This window comes from Sphingobacterium sp. LRF_L2 (assembly GCF_965644235.1).
Lineage (GTDB): Bacteria > Bacteroidota > Bacteroidia > Sphingobacteriales > Sphingobacteriaceae > Sphingobacterium.
The window spans coordinates 495,083-517,756 of sequence record NZ_CBFFRI010000002.1 but is presented as its reverse complement, the minus strand read 5'-3'; the positions used below and the strand labels follow the sequence as shown (position 1 = coordinate 517,756).

Here is a 22,674-nt window from a genome sequence, read left to right as displayed (position 1 = left end):
TAAGTACTTTGAATTTAAAAAATTAATGTTCATTATGAGCAATTTAATAAAAACAAACCTTAAAACCAAAGGTTTACCATATTTTTTAGAAACTAACCTCTACTGTTGTAGTTCGGAGCCTCTTTCGTAATAGAGATATTATGCGGATGAGATTCACGTAAACCAGCACCTGTAATACGTACAAATTGTGCCTCTTTTAATGTCTCTATATTCGCGGCACCACAATAGCCCATAGAAGCTCTTAGCCCACCAATATATTGATATACCACCTCAGCCAATGTTCCTTTATACGGTACGCGACCAACGATTCCTTCTGGCACTAGCTTCTTAATATCATCCTCTACATCTTGGAAATAGCGATCCTTAGAACCTTTTTCCATCGCCTCCAACGATCCCATACCTCTATAAGACTTAAATTTACGTCCTTCATAGATAATTGTCTCGCCTGGAGCCTCTTCCACACCGGCAAATAACGATCCCGCCATAATCGTGTCAGCACCAGCAGCGATAGCCTTAGCAATATCACCTGTCTGTTTTATACCACCATCGGCAATCAATGGCACCCCAGTTCCTTTTAAGGCTTTTGCCACTTCGTACACCGCATACAACTGTGGTACCCCCACACCTGCAATGATACGTGTCGTACAAATAGAACCAGGTCCAATACCTACTTTTACAGCGTCGGCACCAGCATCAGCGAGCGCTTTAGCAGCCGCTCCCGTAGCAATATTTCCTACGATCACCTGTAATTCTGGAAATGTATTTTTTACTTCTTTCAATTTATCAACCACACCTTTCGAGTGTCCATGCGCTGTATCAATGGTTACAACATCCACACCTGCTTTCACCAATGCGGTAACACGTTCTAGTGTATCAGCGGTAACCCCTACGGCTGCCCCTACTAATAAACGACCATGACTATCTTTAGCCGCATTTGGATAATGCTTATACTTTTGAATATCCTTGAAGGTTATTAAACCTTTCAAGTTACCTTGCGCATCAACAACAGGTAATTTTTCGATTTTTTGATTTTGCAAAATCTCTTCAGCCTGGATTAAATCAGTTCCTTCTGGAGCAACAACCAAGTTTGTTTTTGTCATCAACTCATTGATAGGCTTAGCCATATCTTTTTGGAAACGTAAATCTCTATTTGTTACAATCCCAACAAGCTTACCACTTTCATTCACGATCGGAATGCCTCCAATTCTATGTTCTTTCATAATCTTGAACGCGTCTCCTACAGTAGAGCCTTCGAGCAAGGTTACCGGATCTTGAATCATACCACTTTCAGAACGTTTTACTTTACGCACTTCAGCAGCTTGTTCTTCAATGGACATGTTTTTATGGAGCATACCGATTCCGCCTGCTTGCGCTATTGCGATGGCTAACTCAGCCCCTGTAACAGTATCCATCGCCGCAGACACTAAAGGAATATTTAATTTAATTTTTTTTGTAAGCTTCGTGCTTGTATCAACATCACGAGGTAAGATTTCTGAATAAGCTGGGATCAGTAAAACATCATCATAAGTAAGACCTTCAGCTACGAATTTTTGTGGATCTAATTGCATATGGCAAATATCTTTGGAGTTTCTATTTGCCAGGCAAATTTACGATTTTCAATCAATTTATCAAAAAATAATTCTTTTTTATCAAACAATGACATTGAGATTAAAAAGCAACTTTTATAAATTTCAATACCACTTTCATTTTTTTGGCAAACTATTTGCAAAGTAGGGCATATGAGTGTTATCGATGAGCGATGACTTTATGAAATTATAGATTAAACACACATGAAAAAAGTATTTTTATCCCTACTAGGTTGTACGCTTTTAGTAGGAGGTGTTCAAATTGTAAATGCACAAACGCCTTACAAGACAGCTATTGGTTTAGGAATTGATGTAGGCGACGGACCAACCTTAGTGGGGCCACAAATAAAACATTCGTTTGGCGGGGCAAATGCCGGTAATGCACAAGTACTGTTTGGTGATGATGTCGTTACGTTAGGCGTAGATTATTCATACAACCAACAAATTGCAGGTACAAATGGCCTAGGATGGTATGTAGGTATTGGTCCTCAGTTAAGTTTTGTAGATAGAGATCGCAGTTGGTATGGTGGAGAGGATGAGACTTACTTTGCTATTCGACCAGCCGCAGGTTTGGAATACAAAATCCCCACAGCTCCAATAGGATTTCACTTCGACTGGAAGCCTTGGTGGAATCTTTCACACAATTCAAACTTTGAACCAGCACGCTTCACGTTAGGTTTCAAATTTACCATAAAATAATTCCTTTTTAACAGTTTAAAAAAGGTCTATATCTTATTGATTTAGACCTTTTTTTTTGTTTTATACATATTCAGGAAATAGTAATTATAAATTTTGCTTGCATATCTATTCAATAATGTTTTCTTTCTACAAAATTTTTATACCTTTGCGATTCTTGGCTAGGTATTATTAAGCTAAATCGTACTTAAAAATTAATATAAACTATATCAAACAAATACACGAATACAGACAATGCAGAGTAAAGGGCTGATTAAATTTCTGGTAATAGTGGTGTCAATAGCATGCCTCTATTCCTTATCATTCACATTTGTTACACGAAAAGTAGAACGAGATGCTGCTGAATACGCAAAAGGCGATATGGCCAAAGAAAAAGCGTATTTAGATTCCATGGCAGGTGAAGAGGTTTATAATTTGGGACTTGCAAAGTTCACTTACAGAGAAGCTAAAGCACACGAATTAGCGCTAGGGCTTGACCTAAAAGGTGGAATGAACGTTACCATGGAGATCTCCTTGGACGAGTTGATTAGAAACTTGGCAAATAATCCCAAAGATGACAAATTCAATACGGCTTTGGCGTCTGCTTTGGAAAAGAGCAAATCCGTAAACAAAAGTGTAGTTGATCTTTTTGTCGAAGAGTATAAAGCGTCTGGCGCATCTACTCCTCTAGCAACATTCTTCGCAACAAAAGATAACTCCGCGCTTATTAAAGCGACAAGCTCCGATTCAGAGGTGCGCAATTTCTTGAGTAAAGAATCAGACAATGCTATTCAGAATTCGTACAAAGTATTACGTACGCGTATTGACAAATTCGGTGTTGCATCGCCTAACATTCAAATCCAACAAGGAACGAATCGTATCTTAATCGAACTTCCAGGTGTTAATGATGAAGCTCGTGTGCGTAAACTCCTTCAAGGATCTGCAAAATTAGAGTTTTATCAAACGCACGATAATTTCCAAGTATATCCATTGTTGGAAAACATCAACGGTATCTTGGCCTCTACCATCAAAGCCACAGCAGCAACTGCTCCTGCAAAACAAACGGTAGCAAAAGACTCTGTAGCGACAGATACAACGAAAAATGACGACAATTTATTAGCGAACTTAGGTGCAGCGAAAAAAGATAGTACAGATTCTACAGCTGTTTCTTCAGAGTTAGCATCAAACAACCCATTGTTTGCGATCCTAAACCCTGCTACATATACTGCGGAAAATGGTCAACCAAGCTTAATGCCTGGTCCAATGGTAGGTATTGCAAACTTAAAAGACACAGCGCGTGTAAATGCATACTTGAATCGCCCTGAAGTAAAGTCAACAATTCCTGCGAATCTAAAATTACTTTGGGCTGTAAAACCTGATCAAAAAACACCGAACTTCCTTTCTTTATACGCGATCAAAACCGCTGGTCTAGAAAATGGAGCAGTAATGACAGGAGATGTGATCACGGATGCACGCGACAACTTTGACCAACAGAACCGTCCTGTAGTTTCAATGGAAATGAACACAGACGGTGCACGTCAATGGCGTAAGGTAACTGCTGATGCTGCACAAAATAAAGAAGCAATAGCAATCGTATTAGATGGTGTCGTTTACTCCGCTCCTTCTGTCAATGAAGAGATTCCAAATGGTAGCTCCCAAATTTCAGGAAGCTTTACCATCGAAGACACAAAAGACTTAGCAAACGTATTAAAAGCAGGTCGCCTTCCAGCAACAGCAAAAATCGTAGAAGAAGCTATTGTAGGTCCATCACTTGGTCAAGCAGCTATCGATGCAGGTGTTAACTCTGCTGTCATTGGTATCGTTGTTGTTATGATCTTTATGATTGCCTATTACAACCGTGCAGGTATTGCAGCAAACATCGCTGTTCTATTCAACGTATTCTTCTTAATGGGTATCTTAGCGTCATTAAATGCTGTACTTACCCTACCTGGTATTGCCGGTATCGTATTAACGATGGGTACTGCCGTGGATGCGAACGTACTTATTTACGAACGTATCCGAGAGGAACTTCGCGAAGGAAAAAGTATACGTCAAGCCATTGCAGACGGTTACAAACATGCGATGCCTTCTATCCTTGACTCCCAGATTACGACATTCCTTGTCGGTATGGTTTTGTTCTTCTTTGGTAGTGGTCCAATCTTAGGATTTGCAACAACGTTGATGATCGGTATTATCACGTCCTTGTTTACATCTATCTTTATCTCTCGCTTAATATTTGAATACATGTTGAGCAAAGACATCAAGATTTCTGTATCCTACCCTTGGTCTGCAAAAACACTTCAGAATGCAAATTTCCAATTTATTAAAAAACGGAAGTTATTTTATGCCATATCTGTTGTTGCTGTTGTTATTTCCGTAGCATCAATCTTTACCAAAGGATTCTCATTAGGTGTTGATTTCAAAGGAGGCCGTACTTACACTGTACGTTACGAAAAGCCAGTAGATTTGGAAGATGTTCGCCAAAACTTAGATGCCGTCTTCAACTCGACAACAGAAGTAAAAACATTCGGTAACGAAAATCAAGTACGTGTAACAACAACGTACCATATTGAAGAAACAAGTGATGAAGCGGACAAAGAAGTTTTAACAAAATTAAACGACGGTTTATCTAAAATTTCTGGAAACAAACACGAAATCCTTTCTTCACAAAAAGTAGGACCAAGTATAGCTACAGATATTAAAGATAGAGCAGTTTGGTCTGGTGTATTTTCTATCTTAATTATCGCTGGTTATATCCTTGTACGTTTCCGTAAATGGCAGTATTCGGCTGGAGCAGCTGTAGCTACAGTACACGATGGTGTGATCTTGTTAGGTTTGTTCTCTATTTTGGATGGTTTAGTTCCATTCTCATTAGACATCGACCAACACTTTGTTGCGGCTATTCTTACCGTATTGGGATACTCTGTAAACGACACGGTCGTTGTATTCGACCGTATCCGTGAAGACCTGAATAAACCAGGTGCGCACAGCAAGGATTTTGGCGAAGTGGTTAATCATGCAATAAACACGACATTGAGCCGGACAGTAATCACATCATTAACGATCATCTTCGTATTAGTCGTGTTATTTATCTTCGGTGGTGAAGTAATTAGAGGTTTCTCTTTCGCTATTTTGATCGGTATCGTAGTAGGTACTTATTCATCTATCATTTTAGCAGCACCTGCTGTTTATGACTTAGGAAAAGGAAAACATCTTTCCGAAGAAAAAGCACAAACACCAAAAGTAGTCACTCCTTAATATTAAGGTAAAACTATAAGGCGGAAAGGCTTCTGATTTTTTCAGAAGCCTTTCTTCATTTTATCATCATTTAATCAATTTCTATCGTAGCTTGAAGCAATTTTTCCTAGTTTTGGAGATTAAACATGTAAAACGAATGAAATACTTACTCTCGGGTTTTGCCCTATGTGCACTCACTTATTTTAGCGCCTGTCAATCAAACAGTGGCAATAATTCCTCAACAGAAGTACAACAGTCGGCAGACCATACGGGCCATCAACATGCGACTACTTCAGCCGCTCAACCGGCAGCACAACCAGCTACCCCTCCCCTTGTAAAAGAAGCCGCAGCTACTATTCCTGCGTTCAAATTTTATAAGGTTAAGTCAGGCATAGGCTTCACAAATGCCGATGTTCCTAAGAATAGAACCACAGTATTCATCTTATTTGACCCTAACTGTAGCCACTGTCAACATGAAGCAGGCTTATTGGGAAAAAATTACGCTAAAATAAAAGATATTAATCTTTATTTCGTTTCCATGAATGATCCCGCATTAATGGTTTCCTTCTTAGAAACATTTGCAAAAGAACTTGTTGACAAGCCTAACGTAGAAATATTGTACGACAGAAATCAAGAATTTATTCAAAAGTTTCATGTTCCGTCCCAATTTCCTGCCAACTACGTATACGATTCGAATAACAAGTTAAAAAGCAACTGGGATGGTGAGAAAGATATTGATGTCATACTCGCTGAATACCTTAAATAATGAGGGTTGCTATCAACGGATTCGGTCGAATCGGTCGTAACACATTACGGAACATATACCGAAGAAATCTGCAACAGCAAATAGAGGTCGTTGCTATCAATGACTTGACTGATACAGCTACCTTGGCCCACTTGCTGAAATATGATTCCGTACATGGGCCTTTAGCGCTTGCTGTGGACCATGATGCTGATCATATTTATATCGGCGGATCTCCCATAAAAGTATTCAAAGAAAAGGACCCGATTAACCTCCCTTGGAACGACGAAGGCGTAGCTGTCGTTGTCGAGTCGACAGGCTTGTTCACGACAAAAGAGAAAGCATCCTTACATCTAAAAGCGGGGGCCAAACAAACAATCATTTCGGCTCCCTCACCAGATAAAGATGTGCCGACCATTGTACTAGGTATTAACGATACTTCGTTCGATTGGGAAACAAGCTTGTTTTCCAACGCTTCATGTACCACCAACAATGTCGCTCCGCTGGTCAAAATTTTGGATGAAAATTGGGGAATCAATGATGGATATATCACCACAGTGCATTCCATGACCGGTGATCAGAATTTACATGACGCACCACACCGCGACCTAAGAAGAGCAAGGGCAGCCTCCTCTTCCATCATACCGACCACGACAGGTGCAGCAAAAGCGATCACCAATGTTTTTACACATCTCGAGGGTAAGCTTGGCGGGGCGGGCATTCGCGTTCCGGTATTAAATGGATCCCTAACGGATTTTACCTGTACACTTCGAAAAGCTACTACTGTAGCGGAAATCAATCAGAAATTCAAAGAGGCCGCCGAAGGCGAACTGAAAAATGTATTATTTTACACGGAAGACCCTATCGTCTCCGTTGATATTATTAACAATCCCTATTCTTGTGTATTCGATGCACAGCTAACGTCCATTGTGGGTGGTTTAGTTAAGGTCGTAGGTTGGTACGACAACGAATTTGGATACTCCAACCGGATGGTGGACCTGCTTGAAAAATTAGCATCCATTCGCTAAAAAAAACGGTTGGCTCAAGGAAAGCCAACCGTTTTTTCAAATGACCTAAGCTTAAATTTCACCTTCCACCCCTATACCAAAGAGCGCAAAATCGTATTTAACGGGATCTAGCGGATCGAAAGCCTTTAAATTGTTTGTCAGCTCTACGGCGGTTTTCCAATTGACTTTATCGGAGCTAATCAAACCAAAATGACGTGCCACACGTTCAACGTGCACATCGCAGGGGCAAATCAAATCCTGTGCAGCAATACGGTTCCACAGACCAAAATCCACACCTTTTTTATCCCCACGCACCATCCAACGCAAAAACATATTGAGGCGCTTACAGCTCGACTTTTGTAAAGGAGAACTAATGTGCTTCTTCGTACGTATAGGATGATCCGGTAAAGAAAAAAAATAAGCCTTAAACTCGTTCAATGCACGTTCCATAGAAAACGGTTCCCCATATTGCCTATGTATCAAAAAAGCATCTTCTAATGAACTGAAACGCTCATAGTGGAAGCGTAAAAACGCTACGAAATATAACAAATCGGTATCGTTAAATGTACGATGTTTGAAGCCCAGCAGCTGACGTAAATCGACATCCTGATGTTCCATTACAAAACGGTAAGGCTCACCACCGAACCGATCAATAAGCTCTTTACATTTATTAATGATTGTTTTACGCTGTCCCCATGCTAGAATAGAAGCAAAGAAACCCATAATTTCAATATCTTGCTTCAATGAAAACATATGCGGAATACATATCGGATCGTTCGCAATAAAACCAGGTTGATTAAATAGCTCGACTTTACGATCTAAAAAATCCTTTACATCAAAATCCGCCATTAACCGTGTATTAGGCGTGATTCTTCCAAATCCAGATTATGTTCCATCTGCTTAATGACATCGCTATCAAATTTCTTCTCACTGCGAAAGCGTTCAAGACCAGATCGACGTACCTGTATAAGTTCCAATGCCACTTTAGTATATAATGCTCTTACACCACTTAGGCGAATCTTAGCTTCATCATCCAGTGCATCTTCCGTCGCACGAATACTGCGCTGATATTGTTCCTTTACGCGGGCAATCGTTTCATATTGCTCCATCTCGGTTGTATAATGTTTGTCCAGATACGTAATAGCCTCTTTCGCCAGCGCCAGACGAATAGATTCTATTTGAACTTTTTCTGGAACTTCATGATCCATTTCCTCCAGTCCTACCCACCGAATAATAAACGGTAGAGTTAATCCCTGAAACACCAACGTAACCAGGATCACCACAAATGTGATAAACAAGATCAGATTTCGATGCGGGAATAGCTCACCATTGGCCAAAGTAAGCGGTATTGCCAAAGCCGAAGCCAACGACACCACACCACGCATTCCAGCCCAACCCACTACCAAAGGGAGCTTCCATCCCGGACTGATTTCCTTTCGTCGGATATGTGGAAAAATTAATCGCGGCACAAACGCCGATAAATAAACCATCAAGACACGCAATACAATAACAATCGCACTAATCAGCAAGGCATATTCAATAGCTTCCTCCAAAGAATAGCCGTCCAATCCATTCACAATAACAGGAAGCTCCAGTCCTATTAGAATAAATACAAAACCATTCAATAGAAAACCAGCTGTAGCCCAAACTTCTTTCGTTTGAATACGGGTATGATGATTCATATAATCTTTTGAGCGATACGAAAGAAAAAGCCCTCCACTTACAACAGCAAGCACACCAGACCACTCAAAATGTTCAGCAACGATATACATAATGTAAGGCGCTATCAACGTTATTGGCGTGGTTATACTCGATGATTTTGCGACATAGCGTAAGAAAATATACAAAACATGTGCAATAACAAGGCCTACCACAACCCCCATAATCGCTAAAATGACAAATTCTTGCGCAGCCTCCTGTAAAACAAACGTTCCCGAAATAATCGCCCCTAAAGCAAAACGAAAAACCGTCAACGAAGCTGCATCATTTACCAGACTCTCGCCTTCCAAGATCGTGACACCACGTTTGGGAATACTAACCCCTTTCAACACCGAAGTAGCAGCTACAGCATCAGGAGGAGATATAATTCCGCCCAAGAGAAAACCAAACGCCAATGTAAAGGCGGGAATGATGGCAACAGAAAAGTAAGCAACAGCCAAAGAAGTTACGAATACCAAGCCAAAGCCCATAATAAAGATCGATCGCCGCCATTTTAGAAAATTATCCCACGAAGTATACCAAGCCGCTTCAAAAAGCAATGGAGGCAAAAACACTAAAAAAATGATATTCGGGTCTAAACTCACCCGAGGAGCACCTGGAATCAGCGAAATCAACAATCCACCGATAACTAACAAAATAGGATAAGAAATTTTCAGCCGTTGACTGAGCACAAAGAGCATCGCCATGAAGAAAAACAACAACATGACTAGCAACACATTTGATTCGATCATTTATATAAATACGTTATTTAGTACTGTACATTTTAGAATCGTAAATATAACTAAGTTTCAAGAAAGACAACAATAATAATTGGTACCTTTGTCTACAAAATCAAAGAGTAAATGTCGAAAAACACGCAAAAGAAAAACTTTCACCCTCGTAATATACATGCTTCGGGCTATGATTTAAAAAAATTGTCAGCTGCAAACCCTACGCTAAAACAATATCTTCTAATCACACCTGCAGGAACAGAATCCATTGACTTTGCTAATCCTTTGGCTGTATTAGAGCTGAACAGAAGCTTACTAGCACACCATTATCAAATCAATAACTGGTCTATAGTAAAAAATAGTCTATGTCCTCCGATTCCAGGGAGAACAGATTACGTACATTACTTGGCAGATCTCCTCGCTACTGATCAAGAGGGAAATATTCCGAAGGGAGATAAAGTTCGGATCCTGGATATTGGAACGGGTTCTTCCTGCATTTATCCAATTTTAGGGCAACGCATTTACCAATGGAGCTTTGTCGCTACAGACATTGAAGAAGCTACCTTGCAACACGCACAAAACACGCTAAAATCAAACGCCTCTCTCAAAAGAAATGTTACGCTCCGATTGCAGCCCGATAAAGCACACATATTCAAAGATATCATATTACCCGGTGAACGCTTCGATGCTGTATTGTGTAATCCTCCTTTTTTTAAATCCAGAGAAGATAATTGGCAAAAAACAACAAAAAAATTCAATAACCTACACCGGAATAAAGAACAAGTGCCTGTTCAGAATTTTGGCGGGCATCCCAACGAATTGTGGTGTGAAGGAGGTGAACGTCAATTTATTCGTACAATGATCTATGAAAGCATGGACTATAAGAATCAACTCGGATGGGTAACAACGTTGGTATCTGATAAAGAGAATTTAAAACCACTGATTTCTATACTAGAGTACCATAAAGCAGAAAAAGTAGAAATTATTCCGATGTCGCAAGGCAACAAAACTATACGGATCCTCGCTTGGAAATGGGCTTAAAAAATAGGATCAGGTTTCTAATAAAAAAGGGTAATTAACTACAATTACCCTTTTTTATTACATTGTCTTTATTATTACTTTATAATTTCCTCGATCTCATTCATCATACGCTTCGCAATTGCTTCCGCCGCTTCAGGAGTAGGCCCTTCAGAATAGATTCGGATAATAGGCTCCGTATTAGATTTTCGCAAGTGAACCCATTCCTTTTCAAAATCTATTTTCAGGCCGTCAATGGTCGTACATTTTTCATCTTTATACTTCTCTTGCATTTTGACCAGTAAATCATCAATATCTAAAGTTGGAGTAAGCGTAATCTTATTTTTAGACATAAAATATTGGGGAAGTTCAGCTCTGTAAGTAGACACTTTTTTACCCAATTTTGCCAAATGACTTAAGAAAAGCGCTACGCCAACGAGCGCATCTCGTCCATAATGAGAATCCGGATAAATAACACCTCCATTTCCCTCGCCACCAATCACTGCATTGACCTCTTTCATTTTGGTCACGACATTAACCTCTCCTACTGCCGCGGCATAATAAGTCCCTCCATGCGCTATAGTTACATCACGTAATGCACGAGTAGAAGACAAGTTAGAAACGGTATTCCCTTTGGTATTAGCCAAAATATAGTCGGCTACCGCGACCAGTGTATATTCTTCACCAAACAAGTCGCCATCTTCCATCATAAAAACCAAACGGTCCACATCTGGATCCACTGCAATTCCTAAATCGGCTGCATTGGAAACTACGGCAGCAGATAGATCCGTTAAATGTTCTTTAAGAGGTTCCGGATTATGCGGAAATTCGCCATTAGCCTCACAGTGAATCGGATAAATTGTCTTCACTCCAAGTTGCTCCAACAGTGCAGGAATAAAAATCCCTCCCGAACTATTTACAGCATCCACAGCAATCTTGAAGTTAGCCTTCCGAATAGCTTCCTTATCCACCAATGGCAGCGCCAAAACAGCATCAATATGCTTCTGCAGGTAGCTATTATCTTTATATTCTTTTCCTAATTTACCGACTTCAGCAAAATCAAAGGCCAAACTTTCGCCCAAAGCCAATACCTCTTTCCCCTCCAGATCGCTGATAAACTCCCCTTGGCTATTCAGCAACTTTAAGGCGTTCCATTGTCCTGGATTATGCGAAGCCGTCAGAATAATTCCACCAGCCGCACCTTCCATAGGCACCGCGAGCTCGACAGTAGGTGTCGTAGACAAACCAAGATTAATCACATCAGCTCCAATACTCTGCAACGTTCCAATGACTAAATTGCTAACCATCTCTCCTGAAATCCGTGCATCCCTTCCTACCACTATTTTAGTAGAAGCAGCATCTTTAAGGAGTATCTTTCCAAAAGCCGCTGTAAACTTCACTATATCTATGGGAGTAAGTCCGTCGCCAGCCTTTCCTCCAATTGTTCCACGAATACCTGATATCGATTTAATAAGTGTCATATCCAATTGTTTGAAGCGTAAAAATAGGGTATCCGATCAAATTTTCATACAAAACTTTCAATTTTGCAGCGAAAAGGCTACTTTTGACGCAACTGTGTTTCATTTTGTTAAAACACGATAATATTTATATTTATTAACTACTTTTGGGAGGTATTTAAAGATCTACGGTGTTTATGTTGAACCAACTCATTCATTTTGACCAAGAAATATTTTTGGCCATTAACCAAGGTTTGAGCAATCCATTTTTCGATTGGCTTCTCCCTATCCTTCGCAATCCCTATACTTGGTCCCCACTATACCTTTTTTTGATTATTTTCTTTATCAAACATTATGGTAAAATGGGGATTTTGATTGTCGCTTTTACCTTAGCTAACTTCGGTATATCAGATGCTGTATCCTCACATCTCATCAAGAAAAATGTGAAACGTGTACGTCCATGCAATGATCTTGTATTCAAAAATGAAGTCAATATACGCGTAAGATGTGGTTCAGGATTTAGTTTTACGTCCTCCCATGCCACGAATCATTTTGCTATGGCCTTCTTTTGGATAGCACTATTTCGTCGTCGTTGGAAACACGCCTTATGGCTCTCTATCACTTGGGCATCTCTAATTAGCTTCTCCCAAATTTACGTTGGCGTGCATTATCCTGTAGATGTCATCTGCGGGGCATTGTTGGGCGTTGCAATCGGCTTAGGTGTAGGTTATCTCTTCAAGCGCTTTTTTCCAAACTTCCTCCGTGAAAACCCAGTACCTGAAGTAGCTGCGACATAATCTCCGCAATGTACTGGTTCATTTATCAGCTCTCTTAGCTTTCTGGAATCCGCTTATTTCAAAGACAAAATAAGATAGGTATATTTCGCTATATATAGCCTTGATAAGCAGCAAACTGATCATCAAGGCTATATACAGTCTATTTTTCGTTTTCCGCTATTTCACCGCGGAACTTGTCAAGCAGGCTACTCAATTTAGCCGCCTCTTTCTCATTGATATTTGATGGAAGTACGTCCATCAGCAACATATCGTCCTCCATTTCTTCAAGAAGATCCAACCCTTTTTGGGTAATAAAAAGATCAACAGCACGTTTATCATCCCTATTTTTTGCACGCGAAGCCAATCCCTTGGCCACGATTCGATCGACAAGACGTGAAATATCAGGCGTATTGCTAATCATACGAGACCGTAACAAATTATTTGTTGTCGGTTCTGGTAGTTGTCCCCGTAGAATACGCAAAGCGTTAAACTGTTGCAACGTAATCTTCTTTTTGGCAGCTCTTTTTTCTAAAACAAGACCTAACCAACTCGCTGTAAACAAAACATTTACCGTAGCCCGTTGCCAATCATTCGTGAATTTTTTCACTTTAAGCTCTTCTTCAATTTTCATGGTCAGTTTATATTAAAAACAAAAGTGTGACAACTTAAAGCACCTAGAATAAATCTAAATTGGTTATCTTTGGACGCACACTGCGAAATAATTTTCAACACGAATATAAATTTTATTATTATTTATCACAAAGAATGCAAAAAAGTTTTAGTCTCGACGTCTTGAAAGTGGGTGAAATAGCGCAAATTAGCGAATTAAATGAGGTAGAATTACCTGCAAAATTCTATGAAATGGGATTATTACCTGGTTGTACCATCGAAGTAAAACATAAAGCTCCCTTCAACGGTCCAATTGGTTTACATCTTCATCAGTCAAATGCCATCATAGCCATCCGTAAATCTGAAGCCATCCATATTCTAGTCGAGAAAAAATAACATGAGTAATCCAATAATCGCCCTTTTGGGTAATCCAAATGTAGGGAAGACATCTTTATTCAACCGAATTACCAAACTGCATCAGCATGTGGGCAACTATCCCGGTATCACTGTTGAAAAACGTGAAGGTACCGTAAAAGCCAATGGAAAAACATATACTATTATCGATCTTCCGGGAACTTATACTTTATTCCCAACCTCACTAGATGAGGAAATCGTATATAATACCTTAGCAAATAAAGATAACAAATCGTATCCCGATCTTGTTGTCGTCGTAGCAGAGCCTAACAATATAAAACGCTCTATCGTACTGTATCAACAGGCACGGGAGCTTGGCGTACCGGCTATTTTCGTTGTCAATATGGTCGACGAACTAAAAAGCAAAGGATTGGAGATCGACTATGGCAAACTAGAGGCTTTTTTAAACACTAAAGTATACACAACAGATGCGCGTAGCGGAAAAGGCGTTCAACAGCTTATCCAAGCTTTTGACGAACGTCCTGCGCACTATATAGGCAAATTTAAATTAGACGAAACCTACCACGCCGCATTAGATGATGCTAAAAAGGAATTTCCCCTGCTTACAGAATACCAAACCTGGCATTATTTAACCCAAAGCCATGTATCTTTTCTTTCGGACAAAGAACGTCAGAAACTGAACGATATTCGCCAACAACATGAAATAAAAGGGCACACACTTCAAAAATGGGAATCCGTTGAAAGAAGTGCACAAATCGAGAAGGAATTAAAACAGATTGTTTTCCTCTCCGAAAACCGCCATGTGAATACAACAAATAATATAGATAAGATTTTGCTTCACCCTATTTTGGGATATGTAATTTTCTTTGCTATACTATTTGCTATTTTCCAATTGGTTTTCACCTTGTCGGCACCGATCATGGATTGGATAGACGAAAACTTCTCCGCACTGGTAGATTTTATGTCTAGCACACTCCCTGAGGGGCCAGTTTCCGATTTAATAACCCAAGGCATACTTGCAGGTATCGGCGGTATCGTCATTTTCGTACCCCAAATCGCCATCCTCTTTTTACTCGTATCTTTAATGGAAGAAACCGGTTATATGAGCCGGGTAGTATTCCTGATGGACAGATGGTTACGACCTTATGGATTAAACGGAAAATCCGTCATCCCTTTGATGTCAGGTGTAGGCTGTGCCATTCCAGCTATTATGGCTGCCCGGAATATAGAAAACACAAAAGAACGACTGATCACCATGCTGGTCACTCCATTTATGACCTGTGCCGCACGCCTTCCCATCTATGTCGTACTTATTGCTTTGGTTATTCCAGATGAAAAATTCTATGGTTTTGGTTTACAAGGTCTGGTATTGAACCTGCTCTATATCCTTGGTGTCGTAGCAGCCTTGTTATCGGCATGGGTTTTAAATAAAATCATAAAAACATCCCATAAATCGTTCTTAATATTTGAACTACCGTCATACAAAACGCCAGACTGGAAGAATGTGATCACCAATGTTTGGGATAAAACATCTGGATTTTTGTTTGGTGCAGGTAAGATCATCTTAGCCATGGCTGTGATTCTATGGGTACTAGGAAGCTTCGGTCCTAATGATCAGTTCAGCGATGCCGAACGATATGTAACAGCAGCAAACCCCAACCTATCCGAAGAAGAATTCGCAGAAGAAGTCGGTTCGTTCAAACTGGAACATTCTTTCCTAGGCTATATCGGAATGGGCATAGAGCCAATTGTAGCGCCATTAGGTTACGATTGGAAAATGGGTATTGGACTAATTTCTTCCTTTGCCGCAAGAGAAGTTTTTGTAGGTACCATGGCTACCGTATACAGTTTAGGAGATGAGGTCGATATTGAGGACGATGCACAAAAAGAAACACTATTAAGTCGAATGAAATCGGAAATCAACCGAAATACAGGACAACCGGCATACAATTTTGCTTCAGGATTATCGCTATTATTATTTTATGCATTTGCCATGCAGTGTATGAGTACAATTGCCACAATGAAAAGAGAAACAGGCTCCTGGAAATGGACATTGATACAAACGTTTATGATGACGGGCCTTGCATACGTTGTTGCCTTTATTGTTTATCAGGCATTAAAATAAAACATATATGAGTTTAATCATCCAATACATTATCGTAGCACTTGTCTTTATCGTTGCTTTAGCTTACATCGTCAAGCGTTTTGCTCCATCGAAAGGTAAAAATGCAGGATGTGGTAAAGGTTGCGGATGTGCGATGACAGAAACAGAACAAAAAAAGTAGCCTAGGCTACTTTTTTTGTTATTTGACCTTTACTCTTGACAACTAAGAGTGCTTCAATAAAGGAAACAAATAAAAAAAATCCATTGAAGCATGGATAATATAAGCCTTTTGTTATTTTTACAAGATGAACAAGATAATAGCGACCCGATTATTGACTTTGTTGTTCATGGCAATTACTATTTTCCCTACAAACGCTCAAAAAAAGAAAAGAGAAAAAGTAAGCTTTGAGCAGTCACCAAGACAAACCTTGGTATACGACAACATTGCCTATCTACCTGTTATCCGTAGTGTTCAGTACTATCCTATTGGTAAAGAAAATCAGCTTCCCGTCTATAACCTAGGCAGTAGCGACCAGCTCCAACTTACATTTGACGATCTTCGAGGAGATGTCCGCAACTATTACTTTGGCATAGAACATTGTGACAAAGACTGGACGCCTAGCCGCGTCAATATCCTCGACTACGTTCAGGGCTTCAATGAAGACCGTATTGAAGATTACAGCGCCTCCAAAGGTACCTTTCAAGCTTACACACGTTATTCACTAAAATTTCCATCGGCCAATCTCAAACCAAAATTAGCCGGAAATTACATTCTAAAAGTGTACGAAGATGCCGACAAACAAAGACTCATACTCAGCAGACGCTTTTATGTACTTAATAATCTCGTCAACATTACCGCCGACATTGTCCCCTCGCTCAACGTATCCAAACGACTAAGCAACCAAAAATTAAACATCACCTTAAAAACAGGATTAACCATTCCCAATCCCCAACGCGATTTAAGCATTGTGGTGATGCAAAATCAACGTCCAGATAATTTGATGACCCTACAACAACCCAATTTTTCAGGGAATAACGAGTTCCGCTATACACATAGTGAGACGTTCGATTTCGAGGGGAACAATGAATTCCGTTTTGTTGATCTTCGAAGTTTCCGAATTGCTTCCGAACGTATAAAGAATATACAGATTGATACGACGGTACATGTCAGACTCTATAGTGACGAAGACAATAGTCAGGACACCTATGCCGCTACTTTTGATGAGAATGGTCGTTTTTATCTTCGAAATCGAGATATTGATGATCAAGATACAGACGGCGATTATGCAACGGTTCTCTTTTCTTTACAGACCGAACAAAAAATAAAAGGAAACATCTATCTGGTTGGAGGGTTCAACAGTTACCTACGCCAAGAAGAAAACAAGCTTCAATACGACGATAAAACTAACCTATGGGAAGTTTCGTTGCGTCTGAAACAAGGACTTTATGATTATACCTATGTGTGGGAAGATGAGACTGGAAAAGTACACAGCAGTACGTTTTCGGGCAGCCACTTTCAGACTGGCAACGATTATCAAATACTGATCTATAATCGCAAAATAGGTACGTATTGGGATGAATTAGTAGGCTTTGGAGAAAGAAGCATACACAACAGAAAATAAAAGAACGTATAACATTAACACTATACCCTATCATCTTGGAAACAAATTCTTCAGAAAAAAACAAACTTAAAAGAGGACTAAGTAACAGACATATACAACTCATTGCCTTAGGAGGAGCTATAGGTACGGGATTGTTTCTGGGGATTGGCCAAGCTGCTGTTTTAGCAGGACCTTCCGTTATCTTAGGTTATGCCATCGCCGGTATGATTGCCTTTTTCATTATGCGTCAATTGGGCGAAATGGTCGTTCAAGAACCTGTTTCAGGAAGTTTTAGTTACTTCGCCAACAAATATTGGGGGTCTTTTGCAGGCTATGCTTCTGGCTGGAACTATTGGGTACTTTACCTCTTAGTAAGTATGGCCGAACTGACTGCCATAGGTCATTACGTTCAGTTTTGGTGGCCTGAAATTCCACTATGGGTTTCCAGTCTTTTCTTTTTTGTGGTAATCAATGCACTAAACCTTGCCTCTGTCAAAGTTTATGGTGAAACGGAATTCTGGTTTTCCATCATTAAAGTCGTAGCCATAATAGCAATGATCCTATTCGGAACTTACCTGTTGATCAGCGGCAATGGAGGTGAGCAGGCATCAGTTAACAACCTTACCAATGATGGAGGATTTTTTCCCAAAGGTTGGTTAAGCACATCAGCAGAGGGCTCCTATCAAGGTTTATTAGCGGCATTGGTGATGATTATGTTTTCATTCGGAGGGCTAGAGTTGGTCGGTATCACTGCTGCAGAAGCCGAAAATCCCGAAAAGAATATACCAAAAGCCACCAATCAAGTGCTTTGGCGTATTTTGATTTTCTACATCGGATCTCTCCTTATTCTATTTTCGCTCATGCCCTGGCGGCATATTACCTCCGAAACCAGTCCTTTCGTGGAAGTCTTTGCTAGTCTCAAAGGCATGCAATTCGAGTTGTTCGGTTCCACCTACTATTTCACGAATATCATTGCGAACATACTGAATCTAATTGTGTTAACAGCAGCACTTTCGGTCTACAACAGTTGTGTATACAGTAACTCCCGAATGCTTTTTGGATTGGCTGAACAAGGAAACGCACCAAAGTTTCTCACGAAACTCAACAACAACCATTCGCCTATTTACGCTATACTAGTTTCCGCAGGTCTCGTTGCACTTTGTATTGTAATTAATAAAATCATGCCCGAGAAGGCCTTAGAAGTACTTATGAGCCTTGTCGTTTCCTCTCTTGTCATCAACTGGATCATGATTTCGCTCACACATATCTTCTTCAAGAACAAACTTAATCAACGAAAAGAGACGGCGAAATTTCCAACAATTTTATACCCTATAAGCAACTATTTCGCACTACTTTTCCTCTTAGGTGTATTGGTTATGATGTGGTTCACCGGTTTAAAGATATCTGTAGAGCTCATCCCAATTTGGCTCATCTTACTTTACATCAGTTACCGCCTAGTACAAAGAAATAAAAGCAGACAATAGAAAAAATAAAAAGGGCTTACTTGTTGCTTTTTCGCCTGCAAGTAAGCCCTTACAAATTTGTTGAGATCAGCCCTCGTTATTACTGTTCCTCCGTATATGACCAAGTTTGTAATTTTTCCTGCAGAATTCTGGATATTTTATTAAAATATCTTTTTTGCTTATACCCCATCACCCATTGCACCCCCTGTACTGCATTGGTACAAAAAATTTCATCAGCCTGTTTCATAATTTCCGGACTAATCTGAGCCTCTACTACCGGGATATTCTCATCGGCAGCCATATCCATCACCACCTTACGCATCGTACCAGCTACACAGGCTTCAGTCAGTGCAGGTGTGTATAAAATCTTATCGTAATACACGAAAATATTCGATGTGAGTGCTTCACACAAGTAGCCCTCCTGATTCAACAGAAAGACCTCGTCGTAATCGAATTTCTTTTTATAAATACCCGCCATCACGTAGATAAGCGCATTATTCGATTTCAAATGCGATAGCCCGCTATACGGTTTTTTAAATTCGGTATAGAGATCCACAATAAGCCCCATTTTGCGATCGCGAGAAGACGGAACAATACGAGCTACTTGAATAGTGTAAACAGGTTTATTCGTCTCCGGTGAATAGATTCCTCCACCAGCACGGTATACAATAAGCCGCACACGAGCATGCTGGCCGATCATATTGTTTTTCCGGATAAGCTCTTCTGTTTTGGAGCGGATGAAGAAACTATCAAATTTGATCGCTTCGTCAATCTGTAAGGTATTCATAGCACGCTGCAAGCGTTCGATATGCAAGTCCAAAAAACGTATATCGCCATCTTTCCACAGCATGGTTTCGAAGATACCGTCGCCGTAGCGCAACGCTCGACTCTCGATACTCGCTATATGTTGATTCTCCGGGAAAATTTGCCCGTCAAAATTAAAGTAATGTAATGACATAAGTGTATATCTTCTATTAAGATAGTTCGTCGGTAGTAGAATAGGATCTCCATTTATCCAAAGCAAGCTGGAAATCCTGCGGTAGAGGCACTTCAAATGCTACAGCTTGTTTCGTTTTCGGATGCACAAAGCCTAGCGATTTTGCATGTAGCGCTTGTCTAGGTAATAACTCAAAGCAATTCTGCACAAACTGCTTATACTTATTAAATACCGTGCCCTTCAAAATCTTATCACCTCCGTACGACTCGTCCGAAAACAACGGGTGTCCTATCGACTTCATATGTGCTCGGATCTGATGTGTGCGACCTGTTTCCAGCTCACATTCAATCAACGTCACATACCCCATTCTTTCCAAAACTTTATAATGCGTAACCGACCACTTCCCTCTCTCCTCATCGTCATATATATCCATAATACGACGATCTTTCATATTTCGACCGATATATCCAGAAATCGTGCCATCATTTTTTAAGTCGCCCCATACCAACGCCACATACTTTCGCGTAATCGTATGATCAAAAAACTGCTTCGCTAAGAAGGTCATTGCCCATTCATTTTTAGCAATAACCAATAAGCCCGAAGTATCCTTATCAATACGGTGGACCAAGCCCGGCCGTCCTGTATTTCCCGGAAGTGTTGGTAGTTGATTTAAATGGTATGTCAACGCATTCACCAAGGTCCCTGTATAGTTATTGTATCCCGGGTGAACAACCATCCCTGCCTCCTTATTAACCAATAATACGTCATCATCTTCGTAAAGAATATGCAACGGAATATTTTCAGGATATACTTCGGTATCACGAGGTGGATCAGGAAGCACCATCGTTACCACATCCAAAGGTTTAATCTTATAACTGGCCTTTACTATTTTACCATTTACCAAAACCGATTCCGCATCAATGGCATTTTGAATTCGGTTTCTTGATGTATTTTCCACCCTGTTCATCAAGAACTTATCCAACCTAAGCAAGGCCTGTCCTTTAGGTGCTTCTATGCGCAAATGCTCAAAAAGCTCTCTCTCTTCTTGTTCTTGAAAATCTATTTCTTCAGCCATCACGCAAAAGTATTGAAATCCTTTAAAATCTACTAACTTTGACAACATAATATGTTCAAATTTGATTTTTATAGTCCGGAAGAAGAAATTATATTGCCTCTCTACCAAGAAAAGCAAGTACGCGTGTTTGTCAAACGTGATGACCTTATACATCCCTACATATCAGGAAACAAATGGCGCAAACTCAAATACACGCTCGAAGAGGCTAAAAAACAAGGCAAAAAATTGTTGATCACATTTGGTGGAGCATTTTCAAACCACCTATTGGCCACAGCCTGTACGGGCGCAAAATTTGGTTTCACAACCCATGCTTTTGTACGAGGTGAAGAAGTAGAAAACCCTGTATTACAACTATGTAAACTATTTGGAATGCAGCTACAGTTCACCGATAGACAAGCCTATAGAGACAAGCAAGCCCTATTTCAAAAACACTTTGGCCAAGTTCCAGAAGCCTATTTCATTGACGAAGGAGGAGCAGGAACAACTGCCTTAAGGGGTTGCAGCGAACTCGTAGCCGAGCTCCAACAAAGCTACGATCACATGTTTTGTGCCTGTGGCACAGGAACAACAGCAGCGGGTATTTGGGAAGGAATTCAACAATACAGCCCAACAACCCAGCTACAGGCGGTTCCTGTTTTAAAAGGAGGGCAATTCGTTCGAGATGAAATGGAAAGTCTAGGTATTAAACAAGTAGATCAGATAAAATTCCATTATGACTATCATTTTGGAGGTTATGCAAAGACCACTGCAGAATTAATAACCTTTATCCAATCGTATACACAAGCTACGGGCATACTGATAGAACCTATCTATACCGGAAAGCTATTTTTTGCACTTCACGATCAACTGGAAAAAAATCAAATTGCCGCAGGCTCCAAAATCCTTGTCATTCACACCGGTGGACTTACAGGACTATTGGGGATGCTCCATAAATTTTAAGGCTATTCAAACCCAATTTCGGCGAAAAATTCAGGTAGATGAAAGTTAGGCTTTGGGGATTCAATAGCTGCCCAGGAAAGAAAATGCGGTTCAGGCAAGGTGTCTCCACATTTATAGAAGTTCCCATGTACCGATAGTCCCTGCAGCGAAGCTATTGCAGTATATTCGAAAACTGCTATAGGAATTGTCCAGATACTCCCCCAGCTCTTAGCACCAGCTTGAGAGGTAACAGTCGTCGCAACAGCCACCTCCTCGATTCGCTCTGCGGACAAACGTGTTCGCTCGGCACGAATAGTAGACCCGTAAGCTATTAATCCCGTTCCAAGCACATTAAATTCCAAGTTGTAATAATGAGCGCCAGCATCAAAAGAAATAAAAAACTCCACGCAACTGTCTTCATAAACAGCCTCATTAGAACGTACATGCTGTGCCTTCACAAATTTCTCTTCGACACTAAAGTGGATAAATATATGCTGATTGTCATGCGCTATCTGGAAGTTGACCAAGGGACGATAAGGGTAATCATTCGGCCAATTCACTTGCGCCAGACTGTACCAAGGCAAGGACGCCAACTGCATTTGCAACCTATGATAGTTAACCACCGTTCGATCTACTGCCATTTGAGGCACACTTAATTTACTCATA

General features: G+C 40.3%; 20 protein-coding genes. 12 read left to right on the top strand and 8 right to left on the bottom strand.

Annotated features, from left to right (window positions below; genetic code table 11):
• Nucleotides 1-92: 92 nt before the first annotated feature.
• Nucleotides 93-1,568 (bottom strand): IMP dehydrogenase, encoded by a 1,476-nt coding sequence (gene guaB / locus ACSZOX_RS05580; protein ID WP_437918827.1) that lies wholly within the window; start codon nucleotides 1,566-1,568, stop codon nucleotides 93-95.
• A gap of 222 nt (nucleotides 1,569-1,790) precedes the next feature.
• On the opposite strand from guaB, the gene ACSZOX_RS05575 reads away from it, so the two are divergent.
• The 4 genes from ACSZOX_RS05575 to gap all read left to right on the top strand — a co-directional run bounded on the left by ACSZOX_RS05575 (nucleotide 1,791) and on the right by gap (nucleotide 7,268).
• Entirely contained in the window at nucleotides 1,791-2,285 is a 495-nt protein-coding gene (locus ACSZOX_RS05575; RefSeq protein ID WP_437918825.1) for a hypothetical protein, read from the top strand.
• A 231-nt stretch (nucleotides 2,286-2,516) separates the two neighbouring features.
• A complete protein-coding gene (gene secDF / locus ACSZOX_RS05570; RefSeq protein ID WP_437918824.1) occupies nucleotides 2,517-5,519 on the top strand; it encodes a protein translocase subunit SecDF in 3,003 nt (1,000 codons plus the stop codon).
• A gap of 136 nt (nucleotides 5,520-5,655) precedes the next feature.
• Nucleotides 5,656-6,264: a redoxin domain-containing protein gene (locus tag ACSZOX_RS05565; protein ID WP_437918823.1), complete on the top strand. Its 609-nt coding sequence runs from the start codon at nucleotides 5,656-5,658 to the stop codon at nucleotides 6,262-6,264.
• Nucleotides 6,264-7,268, top strand: coding sequence for a type I glyceraldehyde-3-phosphate dehydrogenase (gene gap, locus ACSZOX_RS05560; RefSeq protein ID WP_437918822.1), 1,005 nt, complete (start codon nucleotides 6,264-6,266; stop codon nucleotides 7,266-7,268). The genes ACSZOX_RS05565 and gap overlap by 1 nt, the downstream gene beginning before the upstream one ends.
• Before the next feature lie 51 nt (nucleotides 7,269-7,319).
• Here the strand turns inward: gap and ACSZOX_RS05555 are convergent, their stop codons facing one another.
• Complete coding sequence (locus ACSZOX_RS05555; RefSeq protein ID WP_437918821.1) at nucleotides 7,320-8,096, bottom strand: TIGR02757 family protein; 777 nt, start codon at nucleotides 8,094-8,096, stop codon at nucleotides 7,320-7,322.
• Nucleotides 8,096-9,697: a Na+/H+ antiporter gene (locus ACSZOX_RS05550; RefSeq protein ID WP_437918820.1), complete on the bottom strand. Its 1,602-nt coding sequence runs from the start codon at nucleotides 9,695-9,697 to the stop codon at nucleotides 8,096-8,098. Before ACSZOX_RS05550 ends, ACSZOX_RS05555 begins: the two co-directional genes overlap by 1 nt.
• A gap of 111 nt (nucleotides 9,698-9,808) precedes the next feature.
• Here ACSZOX_RS05550 and rlmF point away from each other — a divergent pair, with 111 nt between their 5' ends.
• Nucleotides 9,809-10,717 (top strand): 23S rRNA (adenine(1618)-N(6))-methyltransferase RlmF, encoded by a 909-nt coding sequence (gene rlmF, locus ACSZOX_RS05545; RefSeq protein WP_437918819.1) that lies wholly within the window; start codon nucleotides 9,809-9,811, stop codon nucleotides 10,715-10,717.
• 74 nt (nucleotides 10,718-10,791) lie between these two features.
• Here the strand turns inward: rlmF and glmM are convergent, their stop codons facing one another.
• Nucleotides 10,792-12,174 (bottom strand): phosphoglucosamine mutase, encoded by a 1,383-nt coding sequence (gene glmM / locus ACSZOX_RS05540; RefSeq protein WP_437918818.1) that lies wholly within the window; start codon nucleotides 12,172-12,174, stop codon nucleotides 10,792-10,794.
• A gap of 173 nt (nucleotides 12,175-12,347) precedes the next feature.
• Between glmM and ACSZOX_RS05535 the strand changes: the two genes are divergently transcribed.
• Complete coding sequence (locus ACSZOX_RS05535; protein WP_437918817.1) at nucleotides 12,348-12,947, top strand: phosphatase PAP2 family protein; 600 nt, start codon at nucleotides 12,348-12,350, stop codon at nucleotides 12,945-12,947.
• Nucleotides 12,948-13,086: 139 nt separating this feature from the next.
• Here the strand turns inward: ACSZOX_RS05535 and ACSZOX_RS05530 are convergent, their stop codons facing one another.
• Nucleotides 13,087-13,557, bottom strand: coding sequence for a MarR family winged helix-turn-helix transcriptional regulator (locus ACSZOX_RS05530; protein WP_437918816.1), 471 nt, complete (start codon nucleotides 13,555-13,557; stop codon nucleotides 13,087-13,089).
• A gap of 134 nt (nucleotides 13,558-13,691) precedes the next feature.
• On the opposite strand from ACSZOX_RS05530, the gene ACSZOX_RS05525 reads away from it, so the two are divergent.
• From ACSZOX_RS05525 to ACSZOX_RS05505, 5 genes are all read left to right on the top strand, one after another.
• Complete coding sequence (locus ACSZOX_RS05525) at nucleotides 13,692-13,931, top strand: FeoA family protein (protein WP_437918815.1); 240 nt, start codon at nucleotides 13,692-13,694, stop codon at nucleotides 13,929-13,931.
• Nucleotide 13,932: 1 nt separating this feature from the next.
• Nucleotides 13,933-16,035, top strand: a complete 2,103-nt coding sequence (gene feoB / locus ACSZOX_RS05520) for a ferrous iron transport protein B (RefSeq protein ID WP_437918814.1) — start codon at nucleotides 13,933-13,935, stop codon at nucleotides 16,033-16,035.
• A gap of 7 nt (nucleotides 16,036-16,042) precedes the next feature.
• Nucleotides 16,043-16,195 (top strand): FeoB-associated Cys-rich membrane protein, encoded by a 153-nt coding sequence (locus ACSZOX_RS05515; RefSeq protein WP_437918812.1) that lies wholly within the window; start codon nucleotides 16,043-16,045, stop codon nucleotides 16,193-16,195.
• 124 nt (nucleotides 16,196-16,319) lie between these two features.
• Nucleotides 16,320-17,636 carry a DUF5103 domain-containing protein gene (locus tag ACSZOX_RS05510; protein ID WP_437918811.1) on the top strand — a complete coding sequence of 439 codons (1,317 nt, stop codon included), beginning with the start codon at nucleotides 16,320-16,322 and terminating at the stop codon, nucleotides 17,634-17,636.
• A 35-nt stretch (nucleotides 17,637-17,671) separates the two neighbouring features.
• Complete coding sequence (locus ACSZOX_RS05505; protein WP_437918810.1) at nucleotides 17,672-19,099, top strand: amino acid permease; 1,428 nt, start codon at nucleotides 17,672-17,674, stop codon at nucleotides 19,097-19,099.
• 79 nt (nucleotides 19,100-19,178) lie between these two features.
• On the opposite strand, the gene ACSZOX_RS05500 is transcribed toward ACSZOX_RS05505, so the two are convergent.
• Together ACSZOX_RS05500 and ACSZOX_RS05495 are read right to left on the bottom strand one after the other, a co-directional pair.
• Nucleotides 19,179-20,036: an aminotransferase class IV gene (locus ACSZOX_RS05500; RefSeq protein WP_437918809.1), complete on the bottom strand. Its 858-nt coding sequence runs from the start codon at nucleotides 20,034-20,036 to the stop codon at nucleotides 19,179-19,181.
• A 16-nt stretch (nucleotides 20,037-20,052) separates the two neighbouring features.
• Nucleotides 20,053-21,090 carry an RluA family pseudouridine synthase gene (locus ACSZOX_RS05495; RefSeq protein WP_437918808.1) on the bottom strand — a complete coding sequence of 346 codons (1,038 nt, stop codon included), beginning with the start codon at nucleotides 21,088-21,090 and terminating at the stop codon, nucleotides 20,053-20,055.
• Between the two features lie 51 nt (nucleotides 21,091-21,141).
• On the opposite strand from ACSZOX_RS05495, the gene ACSZOX_RS05490 reads away from it, so the two are divergent.
• A complete protein-coding gene (locus ACSZOX_RS05490) occupies nucleotides 21,142-22,029 on the top strand; it encodes a 1-aminocyclopropane-1-carboxylate deaminase/D-cysteine desulfhydrase (RefSeq protein ID WP_437918807.1) in 888 nt (295 codons plus the stop codon).
• 2 nt (nucleotides 22,030-22,031) lie between these two features.
• On the opposite strand, the gene ACSZOX_RS05485 is transcribed toward ACSZOX_RS05490, so the two are convergent.
• Nucleotides 22,032-22,673 carry a carbohydrate-binding family 9-like protein gene (locus tag ACSZOX_RS05485; protein WP_437918806.1) on the bottom strand — a complete coding sequence of 214 codons (642 nt, stop codon included), beginning with the start codon at nucleotides 22,671-22,673 and terminating at the stop codon, nucleotides 22,032-22,034.
• Nucleotide 22,674 lies beyond the last annotated feature (1 nt).

Excerpts from the sequence above, each read along its gene's own strand:
- guaB (WP_437918827.1), bottom strand. The coding sequence starts at position 1,568 with ATGCAATTAGATCCACAAAAATTCGTAGCTGAAGGTCTTACTTATGAT.
- ACSZOX_RS05575 (WP_437918825.1), top strand. The coding sequence starts at position 1,791 with ATGAAAAAAGTATTTTTATCCCTACTAGGTTGTACGCTTTTAGTAGGA.
- secDF (WP_437918824.1), top strand. The coding sequence starts at position 2,517 with ATGCAGAGTAAAGGGCTGATTAAATTTCTGGTAATAGTGGTGTCAATA.
- ACSZOX_RS05565 (WP_437918823.1), top strand. The coding sequence starts at position 5,656 with ATGAAATACTTACTCTCGGGTTTTGCCCTATGTGCACTCACTTATTTT.
- gap (WP_437918822.1), top strand. The coding sequence starts at position 6,264 with ATGAGGGTTGCTATCAACGGATTCGGTCGAATCGGTCGTAACACATTA.
- ACSZOX_RS05555 (WP_437918821.1), bottom strand. The coding sequence starts at position 8,096 with ATGGCGGATTTTGATGTAAAGGATTTTTTAGATCGTAAAGTCGAGCTA.
- ACSZOX_RS05550 (WP_437918820.1), bottom strand. The coding sequence starts at position 9,697 with ATGATCGAATCAAATGTGTTGCTAGTCATGTTGTTGTTTTTCTTCATG.
- rlmF (WP_437918819.1), top strand. The coding sequence starts at position 9,809 with ATGTCGAAAAACACGCAAAAGAAAAACTTTCACCCTCGTAATATACAT.
- glmM (WP_437918818.1), bottom strand. The coding sequence starts at position 12,174 with ATGACACTTATTAAATCGATATCAGGTATTCGTGGAACAATTGGAGGA.
- ACSZOX_RS05535 (WP_437918817.1), top strand. The coding sequence starts at position 12,348 with ATGTTGAACCAACTCATTCATTTTGACCAAGAAATATTTTTGGCCATT.
- ACSZOX_RS05530 (WP_437918816.1), bottom strand. The coding sequence starts at position 13,557 with ATGAAAATTGAAGAAGAGCTTAAAGTGAAAAAATTCACGAATGATTGG.
- ACSZOX_RS05525 (WP_437918815.1), top strand. The coding sequence starts at position 13,692 with ATGCAAAAAAGTTTTAGTCTCGACGTCTTGAAAGTGGGTGAAATAGCG.
- feoB (WP_437918814.1), top strand. The coding sequence starts at position 13,933 with ATGAGTAATCCAATAATCGCCCTTTTGGGTAATCCAAATGTAGGGAAG.
- ACSZOX_RS05515 (WP_437918812.1), top strand. The coding sequence starts at position 16,043 with ATGAGTTTAATCATCCAATACATTATCGTAGCACTTGTCTTTATCGTT.
- ACSZOX_RS05510 (WP_437918811.1), top strand. The coding sequence starts at position 16,320 with ATGAACAAGATAATAGCGACCCGATTATTGACTTTGTTGTTCATGGCA.
- ACSZOX_RS05500 (WP_437918809.1), bottom strand. The coding sequence starts at position 20,036 with ATGTCATTACATTACTTTAATTTTGACGGGCAAATTTTCCCGGAGAAT.
- ACSZOX_RS05495 (WP_437918808.1), bottom strand. The coding sequence starts at position 21,090 with ATGGCTGAAGAAATAGATTTTCAAGAACAAGAAGAGAGAGAGCTTTTT.
- ACSZOX_RS05490 (WP_437918807.1), top strand. The coding sequence starts at position 21,142 with ATGTTCAAATTTGATTTTTATAGTCCGGAAGAAGAAATTATATTGCCT.
- ACSZOX_RS05485 (WP_437918806.1), bottom strand. The coding sequence starts at position 22,673 with ATGAGTAAATTAAGTGTGCCTCAAATGGCAGTAGATCGAACGGTGGTT.